This is a genomic window from Kocuria soli, from assembly GCF_003797835.1.
Taxonomy (GTDB): domain Bacteria; phylum Actinomycetota; class Actinomycetes; order Actinomycetales; family Micrococcaceae; genus Kocuria; species Kocuria soli.
The window spans coordinates 1-11,899 of sequence record NZ_RKMF01000013.1; the positions used below are offsets into that span (position 1 = coordinate 1).

Consider the following 11,899-nt stretch of genomic DNA (forward strand, 5'->3'; position numbering starts at 1 on the left):
GTATCACCGGCAGCGAGCGCAGGACACGCTCGGCGGGTTGACGCCCATCGAGTTCGAAGCGAAACTAACCGAGCCGCTCACACTCGCGGCCTAAACCGAATCTGTCATCAGTTCGTTCCTCACGCCCACGCTCCTAAAGAGCAGGGAATACTTAGCCGGGGTATGTTGGGGCTCGGGCGAGTTGCTCCTGGCAGTCGTTCGGACAAGTTCCCCCCCCGATTGGAGGACCGCCATGTATTCGGGGCTGGTGTCTATGGCGTTGGTGGCTATGCTCGTCGTGGTGTTTCTCTATGCCCTGCACCGGCGCACTGCCGTTGCGGCTCGTCTGATCGTCTCTCTGCCCTTCCAATCCGGCTGGATCCCGAATGAGCACGCTCTCTCCCGGTTCCACGTCCGGTGGTACTTGGCTTCTCTGGTGTTTCTTGCCTTCGACGTCGAGATGTTGTTCATGTACCCATGGGCGGTGGTTGTGCTCGAGAAGGGCGCCTCCGCGGTGGCAGAGATGTTCCTGTTCCTGGGTGCCCTGCTCGTCGCCGTGCTGTGGGCGTGGAGGGAAGGAGCCTTCCGATGGGTCTGACCGACGCCCTGGCCAGGTATGCCCTTCGCGCTACCCATGTTCTCGTGGTCGAGGTGCCCGGCGAGTGGCGGACCCGTGTCGGATTGGAACAGCAGATGCTGCGCCGAGGCTGGCGCCCCGCCTGGACACCAGCAGACGCGGACGTGCTTGCCGTGTGCGGCATCCCGGGCCCCGCGCTGGCTGAGAACGTGGGTCAGCTTTGGGAGCAGATGCCCGGCCCGCGTGTGCGCGCCGACATCGGCTCTCTCTCCCACGTGAGCTCCGCCCTCGACGACGCTGCCACCTTGCTGCTCGACACCCCGCACCATCGGGCGGACGCCCAGAACCGACCAGAGAGACCTCAGCTCCCCGAGCCCCACGGCCAAAGTGACGACGACGGCATGGATCACGGCGGCCACGGCCATCACGGGGAGCACCAGAGCGCAGATCACAGCGACATGGGCCATGGTGGCCACGACGGCATGGACCACGGCGGGCATGGTGGGATCGACATGGCCCCGGAAGGGATCCCACTCGCGACAGGAGGTCAGGACCGCGACGGCCTCGAGATGGATGTTCTTCATCTGCCGTGGGGTCCTGTGCTGCCGTTCTGGCCGGCCGGCCTGGTATTACGTTGCGCGTTGCAGGGTGATGTCGTAGTCGAGGCGGGGGCGTCCGTCATTGACGATGCGCACCACCATGGGCCCGGCGAGGGACACCCCGCGCAAGCGCCGTGGGCTGCGGTGCGATGCGACAACGCCATGGCCTTGTTGGCACTGGCCGGGGCCGAGGACGTTGCCGTCCGTGCGCGCCGGGCTCGGGATGCGCTGCTCGACGGTAATGGGGATGCTGCACGAGACGCCGTCACACGGCTGCACCGGGCAGTGCGGCGGTCCCGGTTGCTGCGCTGGTCTTTGCGAGGCGTGCTGCCGCTCACGGCGTCCGACCTGGAAGATCACGGCCTGCCAATGTCCTGCCTCGGGGACGCCCACGACCGCCTGGTGTCGCTCGTAGAGCGGGTGCGGGCCCAGGTGCATGACCGTGGCCCGATGAATCCGTCCGGGACAGGTGCGGTGGTCTGGGACGAGCTACCGCACTTGATGACGGGACTGGAGCTGGCGACTGTGCGCTTGGCGGTGGCCAGTCTTGACCTGGACCCGCTCCCGGGTGCCCGGGAGGTGGCCCGTGCCTGAGGCCGTGGTGATGACCGTGCCCGGTTACTGGGCTGTCCTGGCAGCTGTGCTGCTGGGCGGTCTGGCCGTGTTTGCGGCTGCCCTGGACGCTGGTCTGTCCGACCGGGCGCAGGGCCTCGGCGGTGGCTGGGGGGCGCCTTTGGCCGGCACCGCCCGACTGCTGCGCCAGCGGCGGCGCACCACAGTGGCCGCTGACGCCGTGCTGTGGCGGGTTGGGAACGCTGGGATGCTGATGGGTGCGCTGCTGATGGTGGCTGTGGTGCCCCTGGGATGGTGGGCCCTGGCAGATCTCGATGTGGGCGTGGTGTGGTTCAACGCGGTCGACGTCATGGTCTGGGCACTGGTGTGGTTAGCGGGCTGGGGAGCGAATTCGACCCACAGCCTGGTGGGCGGCTACCGGTTCCTGGCCCACGGGCTGGCCTACGAGCTGCCGCTGATGTTCGCCCTGGTGGCCCCGGCGATCGCGGCCGGTAGCCTGAGCGTCGGGGACGTCGTCGCGGCCCAGGAGGGGCTGTGGTTCGTGGTGTGGATGCCGGTGGCGTTCGTGGTCTTTCTCGTGGGTGTCACGGGTTTTTCCGTGTGGGGGCCGTCCGCCCCGGCTCTGGGCGCTGACATCGCCGGCGGGGTGCTATCCGAGCTTTCGGGGGTGGACCGCCTCGTCTTCCTGGCCGGGCGCTATGCGTTCCTGGCCGCGGGTGCTGCGTTCTCAGTGCCGCTGTTCCTGGGCGGGGGCGCCGGCCCGGTGCTGCCGGGCTGGGCGTGGTCGCTGGTGAAGACCGCGGCGGTGCTGGGCGTGCTGGTGTGGTTGCGACGGAAGCTGCCCGCGCTCCGGCCGGACCGCTTCATGGAGATCGGGTGGGTGGTGATGTTGCCGGCCGCGCTCCTGCAGGACCTGGTCGTTGCTCTCATCGTCGTGGGGAAGGCCTGAGATCATGCTGATCGGTATCGCGTTCTGGGTGCTGGCCGTGGTGGCGGTGGCCGCCGGGGTGGCCGTGTTCGTGGTGGACTCGATGGCCCGGGCCACCTATGCCCTGGCACTGTCCTTCATTGCTGTAGGGGTGCAGATCCTGCTGCTGGGCCAGAGCTATCTGGGGGTCATCACGATCTTGATGATGGTGATGGAGATGGCGGTGATGGCCGTGTACATGGTGATGTTCATGGGCATGAACCCGGCGCTGATGCCCATGGACATGACGCACGGGAAGAAGACCGCCATCGGCGCCTCCGCCGGTGTCTTCGTGCTCCTGGCCGCCGGAGCGCTGTTGATCCCGTGGCCGGAACGACGCGGGGTCCCGCCCGAGGACGTCACCGCCGCCCTGGGTCTGGAGATCATGGGGGAGAAGATGCTGGTCATGGCGGTGATCGGCCCCGTCATGGTGGCCACGATCGTGGCCGGGGTGGTGTTGGCCGCCCACCGCAGCCGCTACGACCGGTTCGGCGACGACCTGCGCCGGCGCCCTGCGGACGATCCTCAGGCCGGGGGTGTGGGTCGATGACGCTCCAGACCGTGCTGGTCGTGGCCGCCGCGCTGTTCGCGGTGGGCCTCTACGGGGCGCTGTCCCAGCAGGTGGTGGTGATGGTGATGATGGGCCTGGAGCTAATGATCAATGGGGTGCTGCTGGCCGCGGCCGGGTTCTGGTGGTTCTTGGCCCCGGACCCGTCCGGGCAGGTGCTGCTGTTGGTGGTGCTGGCGGCGATGACCGTAGAGATGGCTATGGGCTTTGCCGTGGCCACGCTGGTGCACCGTCGTCGGCGCACCGACATGACCGACATGGCTGAGGACCTCGCCCGATGACCGGGGGGCAGGCGGCCCTACTGGCGATGGTGGTGCTCCCCGCTGTGGTCGGCGCCGGACTGTCTTTATCCCGCCGGGCCGAGGCAGCATCGGCACCCATCGCGGTGGCTACTGCCGTGCTGACCACCGCCCTGGGGGTCGTGGCTGCCCTGGCACGCCCGACGCTGGCGGTCCCGTTCGTGGCGGGGGCCGAGTTCGCCCTGGAGGTCGACGCCCTCGCCGCGCTGATCGTACCGATGGTCACCACGGTGACCCTTCTGGTGCTGGTCTTTGCCGCCGGAAACATCCGGTCCTCCCGGGCGCGGTTCCACGGGTTGATGCTGGTCTTCGCCGCCGCGGCGCTGACTACCGCGGCGGCAGCGAGCCTGCCGGCGTTGCTGTTCGCCTGGGAGATCATGGGGGCGACCTCCTACGCCCTGATCGGCTTCTGGTGGCGGGAGCCCCACCGGGTTTCCGCGGGGCTGACCGCCTTTATCACCACCCGCACCGCCGACCTCGGCCTCTACGTGGCGGCGGGGGCGGCACTGGCCGGTGGGGCCGGCATGGCCCTGGCCGACCTGCCGGATGCCGCCGCCCCATGGCGGGATGTGCTCGCCGCCGGGATCTTGGTGGCGGCCTTGGGCAAGGCCGCGCAGTTACCGTTCTCTTTCTGGCTGTCCGGGGCGATGAACGGTCCCAGCCCGGTGAGCGCGCTGCTGCATTCGGCGGCGATGGTGGCGATGGGCGGCTACCTGCTGTTGCGCATGCAGCCGTTGCTGGCCGCGACCGGGTGGGCCGGTCCGGCGGCGGCCTGGATCGGGGTGGTCACCGCGGTACTGCTGGGGGCCGTGGCCTTGGCACAGCGGGAGCTCAAGCAACTGTTGGCCGCCTCCACGGTCGCCCAGATGGGTTTCGTGGTGCTGGCCGCCGGTGTGGGCGCCGTCAGTGGGGGCACGGCCCATCTGGTGGCCCACGCGGCGACCAAGGCGCTGTTGTTCCTGGCGGCCGGGGCGTGGCTGAGCGCATTGGGCACCGAGAAGCTCCATCGGCTGCGGGGGGTGGCCCGTCGCTGGCGGCTGGTGGGCGTCACCGCCACCGTCGGGGCGCTGGCCCTGGCCGGGATCGCCCCGCTGTCGCTGTGGGCGACCAAGGACGCTGTGCTGGCCGGGGCGCTGGAGGCCTCCCCGTGGCTCTATGCCGCCGGACTCCTGGCGGCAGCCCTGTCGGCGGCCTATGCGGGCAAGGCCCTGTGGACGGTCTGGCGACGCGGCGTGCCGGTGCAGGCGCAGCAGGGCGGCACCGGAAAGGTGGGGGTGCTGGAGCAGGCCCCGCTGGTGGTGCTCGCCGTCGGGGCGGCGGTGCTGGGTGTGCTGGCCCTGCCGCCGCTCGGCCCGGTGCTCGCTGAGGCGCTGGGCGGCCACGGCGGGGTGTCCCCGCTGGGGCTGCTGGTCTCGGCCGGGCTCGCCCTGGCCGTGCTGCTAGCCCTGCTGCACTGGCGTGCCCCCGAGCCGGGGTGGGCTCTGCACTGGCTGGGCCTGGAGGCCGCCGCGCACGCCGTGGTCGTCCGCCCCGCCTTCACCGTGGCACACGCCCTGGCGCGGTTCGACGACCATGTGCTCGACCGCGCCGTGCACGCCGTGGCCGGGGCCGTGCCCAGGATCGCCCGGGCAGCTGCACAGGTCGACGATCGGGTCCTCGACCCTGGGATCGAGACCACTGCGGCCGCCGCCGAGGCCACTGGGCGCGCCGCCGCCCAGATCGACGACGCCGGGATCGACGCCACCGTCGAGGGTGTGGCCGCCCGGATCCGCCGGCTCGGACAGCTGGCCCGTGCCCCGCAGACCGGGGCGATCCACCAGTACCTCTTCCAGGCCGTCGCGGTCCTCGCGATCGGCGTCGCCGCCTACTCCGTCTATGCCGTGATGGGATGAGCATGCTCAGTACGATCGTCTTCCTGCCCCTGGCGGCCGCCGCCGTCCTGGCCGCGGTCCCCGCGATCCGGCCCGCCGCCGCTCGCTGGATCTGGGTCACGGTGAGCGTGGCCGAACTGGTGCTCATCGGTGTGCTCTGGGCCAACTACGAGACGCCGGGGGCGAACGAGTTGGCGTTCGAAGAGCAGATGCCCTGGATCCCGGGGGTGGGCAGCAGCTATCACGTGGGCGTGGACGGTCTGTCGTTGCCGTTGCTGGCGATGACCGCGGTGGTCTTTTTGGCCTGCGCCGTCTACGCCTTCCGGGACAACGACCGGCCCCGGGCGCAGGCGGCCCTGTTCCTGTTCCTGCAGGGCGTGAGTCTGGGTGTGTTCGTGGCGGCCGATCTCATCCTGTTCTTCGTCTTCTTCGACCTCTCCATCGTGGGCATGTACTTCGTGATCGCCGGGTGGGGGCACGGCAGCTCCGCCCGTTCGGCCCTGAAATTCTTCCTCTACACGTTCCTGGGCTCCCTTTCCCTGCTGCTGGGTTTCATCGGGCTCTACGTGGCCTCCACCCCGCACACCTTTGACATCCCGGAGCTGGTCGCGGCCACCCCGCTGGACGGGAACCCGCTGGCCGGAGGCTTGGTGCTGGCAGCGATCCTGGTGGGTCTGGCCGTGAAGACCCCCACCGTGCCCTTCCACACCTGGTTGCCGCCCGCGCACACGGACGCCCCGGCCACCGGATCGGCGGTACTGGCCGCGGTGCTGCTGAAAATGGGGACCTACGGGTTCGTGCGCATCGCCATGCCGATGCTGCCGGAGGCCTGGCGGGCGTGGGCATGGGTGATCGTGGCCGTCGGTGTGGTCTCGGTGCTGTACGGGGCGTTCGTGGCTCTGGCCCAGACGAACCTCAAGCGCATGATCGCCTACACCTCGGTTAACCACATGGGCTACATCGTCCTCGCCCTCGGGGCCGTTGGGCTGGTGGTCGACGATGCCGCCCAGGCTCGTTCCGTGGCGGTGACCGGCGCGGTCACCCAGATGGTCAGCCACGGGCTGATCACCGCCGCGCTCTTCCTGCTGGCCGGGGTGATGCAGAAGAGGGCGGGCACCTACGACATGGGTTCCTACGGTGGGCTGGCCGGCCCGGCCCCGCGTTACGCGGCCCTGTTCGCGATCGGGGCCTTCGCATCCCTGGGCCTGCCGGGGTTCTCGGGGTTCATCGCGGAGTTCCAGATCTTCGCCGGCAGTGTGGCCGTCGCCCCAGTCACCGCGATCGCGCTGCTGGGCATCCTCGTCACCGCCGCTCTGTTCCTGCGGGCCCTGCAACGGGTCTTCACCGGACCCACGGAGGGTCGATCCGCCGGATTCGCCGACGTCCGCGCTGAAGAGCTGTGGTCGGTGGTCCCATTGCTGGGTCTATCGGTGCTCATCGGCGTGCTGCCCCGGGTGCTGCTCGATGTGCTCGGGCCGGCCTCGGCGGCGCTGGTCGGCCTGGTGGGGAGGTAGTTCGGTGGAGGCCGGGATGTCCGGGATGCAGATGCGGCCCGAGCTGCTGCTGCCAGAGATCATCGTCTTCGTCGGCGGTCTCGTGGTGCTCCTAGGGGGGTCCTTCCTGCCCCGGGATCGACAGTGGATCGCCCGAGTCCTCGCCGCCGCCGTCCTGCTGGGCGCTACAGGGGCCGCCACGCTTGCCATGGCCGGTTCGACACAGGCCGCGTTCAGTGGCACCTTCGCCGTGGACATCGCCACCAATGCCGCCCGGGTAATCGCCGCTTTCACGACCCTGCTGGTCCTGGGTGTGGCCGCCGGCGAGATCGGCGGCTCCGCCCGGGAGTCCGACACCTACGCGCTATTGCTGTTCGCGACCACCGGGGTCATGGTGCTCGCCGGGGCCACCGACCTGGTGGTGCTGATCGTCGGGTTCCTGCTGGCGAGCATCCCGCTCTACGGGATCGTTGGGCTGGGGGGTGGGGCCGCCGGGGCGGAGGCGGCCCTGAAGACCTACTTGCTGGGCGCGCTCTCCGGGATCCTGCTGATGCTCGGGGTCACCGTGCTCTACGCACTGGCCGGCAGCACAGACTATGCCGCGCTCCGGGAGGCGCTTCCCGCCGCACCGGGCGCAGCCGTGGGGGCCGGTGTGCTGGGTGTGCTTGCGGGCCTGCTCTTCAAGGCCGGCGGGGCGCCCCTACACTTCTGGGTGCCCGACGCCGCCCAGGGTGCCGGGGTCACCGCCGCTACCTTCCTCACCACTGTGCCCAAGGTCGGGGCGATGGTGGCCGTGTACCGGCTCGTGGCCATGCTGCCCGACGGCGACGGGACCTGGCTGCTCATCGCCGCGCTGCTGGCCACCGCCTCAATGTTGCTGGGCAACCTGGCCGCCTACTGGCAAGCCGACCCCCGCCGACTGCTGGGCTGGTCTACGGTCAGCCAGGTCGGCTTCCTGCTGGTGCCCGTGGCCGCCGCCGGGCGCAGTGACCTGGCCCTGCCCTCGCTGCTGTTCTACCTCGCCGCCTACGCGGTCACCAACGTCGCGGCCTTCGCTGTCACGGCCGCCCTGCCCCGGCATCGTGAACTTGGCTCATACCGGGGTCTGGCCCGGTCCCGACCGGGCCTGGCACTGGCGCTGCTTGTGGCGCTGCTGGGACTGGTAGGTACCCCACCGCTGGGGGTGTTCGTCGGCAAGCTCACCACGGCCTCGGCCGCCTGGGATGGTGGTTACACATGGCTGGCACTGATGGTGATGCTCAACAGCGCGCTCAGCCTGTTCTACTACCTGCGCTGGTTCGGCCCAGTCTTCGCCCACCCAGCCGAGGACTCCCCGGGCTTCCCGCCACGCGGCGGGACCGCCGCCTGGCCGGCGGCCACCGCCGGCGTCGCCGCCACCGTGAGCCTGGCCCTGGGTATCCTGGCCGGCCTCCTGTGGGCGGCGCTCGACGGTCCCTTGTTGCCGTAAACCAGATGACGGCCTGCTCCGGCGCCACCGAACCCGGAAAAATCACGCGCCCTCACCCTCACCCGGGGCTGGAATGGGCCACCGAGGTCAGGCCCGCGGGGCGGGTCCGCGCTCAGCGGCGTCGGGCCCGGGAGACCACGTTCACCAGCGCGCTCTGACCAGCGTCGGCTGGACCATCGGCCTTACCGCCCCGCGGGGTGAGCCGGGGCTTTCGCCAGGGGCGGCCTCGACGCCGCAGGACCCTTCCTCGACGTTCCTGACCGCGTGTCTGCCGAACTCGTTGCGCATCGCCGAGAGCATTCTCATGATCGAGTACGACCAGGTCCTTCGGGTACGTCTCCAGCATCGAGCTCACGTGATGAGACATGGTCTCGCTCCGTCTGCCGACCCGAACGGAGCGGGTTGGTAGGCCCCAACCCGCTCCGTTGACCGTAGACAGCGACCGGCGAGAAGCGGAAGGGCGAAGCCATGAAGAGTTCGTGAAGACGCGCGGGCCGGGACGCCGTCCCTCGCGCTTACTCGGCGGGCTGGAGCTCGCTCTCGACGAACCACTTGTGGTTGGTCATCTCCATGCCATCGATCGTGGTATCGACCATGTACACGGTCTCCTGCGTGGAGCTCTCGATCGTCGCCTCCGCGCCGTCCATGCCGGGCATGTGATCGGCATTCAGGACGACCTCGGTGCCCGCCGGAAGCGGCGCCTCACCGGGATCCTCCAGCTCCTCGTGCACGACCCACTTGTGGTCGACGACGGGCTCGCCGCCATCCGTGGGCGTGTAGCTCACCGAGTAGGCCGTCGTGTCGAAGGCACCGGTGATCGTGGCCTCCGATCCGGCCATGCCGGGCATGTGATCGGCGGTGAGGACCACCGTCGAGTCGACCGGGTAGGTGGGTTCGGGCGCGGTCTCGATGCCCTCGGGCGGGGGCCCACCCTCGGGGTTGTGCCCGGCCATACCCCCGGAGCCATGATCCATGCCCATGCCCATGTCCATGCCCGATGACTCGGACGGCGTGGCCGGCGCAGCCGCCGCCTCGGATGCCGTCTGCGTGGGTGCGGGTTGTGCCTCGTCCTGCTCGGCGGTGCCTCCGCAGGCGGTCAGCGCGAGCATGCTCGCGGCCGCGGCCGCGGTGGCGGTGATGCCGGTGGTCCAGCTGGACTTCTTCATCTCGTCTCCTTCATTGATGCTGCTTCGTTGCTGTTCCTTCAGGCGCGGATCGCCCGAAAGCCTCGGTGCCGGCCCGATGAGAACAGGCGGGCGAAGTGTTGAGGGCCATGGTGACGGGCCGGGTCAGGTCTGGTTCCTTGCCCATTCGGCCGCCCCTTCCGCGGTGAGGTCGAGGCCGCGCAGCGTCTGCGCGTTGAACGCGACCACCACCGTGGAGGCGCCCATGAGCAGCGCGCCGACGGCCATGGGCATGACGAACCCGATCGGGGCCAGCACGCCGGCTGCCATCGGCACCGAGATCAGGTTGTAGCCGGCAGCCCACCACAGGTTCTGCACCATCTTGCGGTATGAGGCGCGTGAGAGCCGCACGACCGAGACCACCGCGCGCGGATCCTCGGAGGCGAGGATGATCCCGGCCGAGGCGATCGCGACATCGGTGCCGGCACCGATGGCGAGCCCGACATCGGCCTGGGCCAGAGCCGGAGCATCGTTCACACCGTCGCCGACCATCGCGACCCTCTTGCCCTGTTCCTGCAGCTGGCGGACCCGGGCGTTCTTCTCCTCGGGGCGGACCTGGGCCTCGATGCGGTCGATGCCCAGGTCGCGGCCGACGGCCTCGGCGACGTTGCGGGCATCGCCGGTCAGCATCGCGGTCTCGATCCCCAGCCGGTGCAGGGCTTCGATCGTCTCGCGGGCCGCGGGGCGGACCTCGTCGGCCAAGGCCAGGGCCCCGGCAACGCGGCCCTCGACGAGGACGTGCAGGACGATCCGCCCGTCCTGATCCCATGCATCGGTAGGCAGCGGCTGCGCGCCGGCCTGGCTGAGCAGCGCGGGGCCGCCGACGCGGATCTCGGTGCCCTCGACCGTGGCCGAGACGCCGACCGCGGTCGCGCTGTCGTGGCCGGTGGCCCGCGGCACGTCCAGGCCGCGGTCCTGTGCGGCGGTCACGATCGCCCGCGCCAGGGGGTGCTGGCTCTGCGCCTCGGTCGCGGCTGCCAGGGCCACGAGACGGTTCTCATCCATCCCCGCCGGGGCGTTCGGTGCCAGCGCCACGCCCAGCAGAGCGGGCTCACCGCGGGTGAGGGTGCCGGTCTTGTCGAACACGACGGTGTCGATGCTGCGCATCCCCTCGAGGGCCTGGCGGTCCGAGACGAGGATGCCCTGGCGGGCGGCCCGTCCGGTCGAGATCGAGACGACCAGCGGGATCGCAAGCCCCAGGGCGTGGGGACAGGCGATGACCAGGACGGTGACGACACGGACCAGCGCCATGCCGGGTGTGCCGAGGATCGCCCACACGACGGCAGTGATCGCGGCCGCGATGAGGGCGAACCAGAACAGCAGGTTCGCCGCCTTGTCCGCCAGGCGCTGGGCCCGGGTCGAGGAGGACTGCGCGTCCTCGACCAGACGCCGGATACCGGCCAGCGCCGTGTTCTCGCCGATCTCGGTGACCTCGAGCGTCAAGGGCCGATCGGTGGCCACAGTGCCGGCCACGACCCGGGCTCCCGCACCGCGCGTGACGGGCACCGACTCACCGGTGACCATGGACTCGTCGATATCGGCCTCGCCCTCGACCACCTCACCATCGGCGGGGATGCGCCCGCCCGGGCGCACGAGCACGCGGTCACCGACGGCAAGGTCCGAGGGCGCGACCGTGCGCGTCGAACCGTCAGGGTCAACCACCTCGGCCTCGTCGGGCAGCAGGGCCGCGAGCTCATCGAGCGCACTCGAGGTGCGGGCCAGCGACGCCATCTCGACCCAGTGGCCCAGCAGCATGATCACGACCAGCAGCGCCAGCTCCCACCAGAACTCCAGGTCCGGTGGCAGCAGCCCGAGGTGGCTGCCCCAGGATGCGAAGAACGCCACCGAGATGCCCAGGGCGATCAGGGTCATCATGCCGGGCTTGCGCTGCCGAAGCTCGTCGACCGCGCCCGTCAGGAACGGACGCCCGCCCCAGACGTAGAGCACGGTGCCGAGGATCACGGGGACCCAGGTGATCAGGGCGTTGTCCGGCAGCCGGTAGCCCAGCAGGTGCGCGAAGCTGCCGCTGAGCAGGATCGTGGGGATCGAGATGATTAGGGAGATCCAGAACAGGCGACGGAACATGGCCACATGGTCATGCCCGCCATGACCTCCGTGGTCGCCGTGTCCCTGGTGGCCCGAGTGCTCGTCCTGGGAATCATGGGGGTGTTCGGGGGTGGGGGCCTCGTGCAAGGGCGAGGTCCCACCCTGGTGGTGGGGATGTGGATCCGTCATCGTTGCCTCCTTCATCCCAACAATACCCCCCGGGGGTATGTTTGGCGAGGGGTTTCCCGGGAAGCTGTAATGCTTCCTATCCCCGC

10 protein-coding genes are annotated in these 11,899 nt (G+C 70.0%); 8 read left to right on the top strand and 2 right to left on the bottom strand.

Going from position 1 to position 11,899, the window contains the following annotated elements; genetic code table 11:
- Positions 1-253 precede the first annotated feature (253 nt).
- The 8 genes from EDL96_RS10130 to EDL96_RS10165 are packed head-to-tail and all read left to right on the top strand — an operon-like array spanning position 254 to position 8,394.
- Entirely contained in the window at positions 254-577 is a 324-nt protein-coding gene (locus EDL96_RS10130) for an NADH-quinone oxidoreductase subunit A (RefSeq protein ID WP_233568834.1), read from the top strand.
- Positions 568-1,749, top strand: coding sequence for a hypothetical protein (locus tag EDL96_RS13780; RefSeq protein WP_233568835.1), 1,182 nt, complete (start codon positions 568-570; stop codon positions 1,747-1,749). The genes EDL96_RS10130 and EDL96_RS13780 overlap by 10 nt, the downstream gene beginning before the upstream one ends.
- Positions 1,742-2,677: a complex I subunit 1 family protein gene (locus EDL96_RS10140; protein ID WP_123825764.1), complete on the top strand. Its 936-nt coding sequence runs from the start codon at positions 1,742-1,744 to the stop codon at positions 2,675-2,677. The genes EDL96_RS13780 and EDL96_RS10140 overlap by 8 nt, the downstream gene beginning before the upstream one ends.
- Positions 2,678-2,681: 4 nt before the next feature.
- Positions 2,682-3,245 carry an NADH-quinone oxidoreductase subunit J gene (locus tag EDL96_RS10145; protein WP_123825766.1) on the top strand — a complete coding sequence of 188 codons (564 nt, stop codon included), beginning with the start codon at positions 2,682-2,684 and terminating at the stop codon, positions 3,243-3,245.
- The gene (locus tag EDL96_RS10150) at positions 3,242-3,544 is read left to right on the top strand and encodes an NADH-quinone oxidoreductase subunit NuoK (protein ID WP_123825768.1); all 303 of its coding nucleotides are present in this window, start codon (positions 3,242-3,244) and stop codon (positions 3,542-3,544) included. Before EDL96_RS10145 ends, EDL96_RS10150 begins: the two co-directional genes overlap by 4 nt.
- The gene (locus tag EDL96_RS10155; RefSeq protein ID WP_123825770.1) at positions 3,541-5,454 is read left to right on the top strand and encodes a proton-conducting transporter transmembrane domain-containing protein; all 1,914 of its coding nucleotides are present in this window, start codon (positions 3,541-3,543) and stop codon (positions 5,452-5,454) included. Before EDL96_RS10150 ends, EDL96_RS10155 begins: the two co-directional genes overlap by 4 nt.
- Positions 5,455-5,456: 2 nt before the next feature.
- Complete coding sequence (locus tag EDL96_RS10160) at positions 5,457-6,947, top strand: complex I subunit 4 family protein (protein WP_123825928.1); 1,491 nt, start codon at positions 5,457-5,459, stop codon at positions 6,945-6,947.
- 16 nt (positions 6,948-6,963) lie between these two features.
- Positions 6,964-8,394 carry an NADH-quinone oxidoreductase subunit N gene (locus EDL96_RS10165; protein ID WP_233568836.1) on the top strand — a complete coding sequence of 477 codons (1,431 nt, stop codon included), beginning with the start codon at positions 6,964-6,966 and terminating at the stop codon, positions 8,392-8,394.
- 515 nt (positions 8,395-8,909) lie between these two features.
- On the opposite strand, the gene EDL96_RS10170 is transcribed toward EDL96_RS10165, so the two are convergent.
- Together EDL96_RS10170 and EDL96_RS10175 are read right to left on the bottom strand one after the other, a co-directional pair.
- On the bottom strand, positions 8,910-9,560 hold the full coding sequence (locus EDL96_RS10170; RefSeq protein WP_233568837.1) for a YdhK family protein: 651 nt from the start codon (positions 9,558-9,560) through the stop codon (positions 8,910-8,912).
- Positions 9,561-9,683: 123 nt separating this feature from the next.
- Positions 9,684-11,813 (bottom strand): copper-translocating P-type ATPase, encoded by a 2,130-nt coding sequence (locus EDL96_RS10175; RefSeq protein WP_123825772.1) that lies wholly within the window; start codon positions 11,811-11,813, stop codon positions 9,684-9,686.
- Positions 11,814-11,899 lie beyond the last annotated feature (86 nt).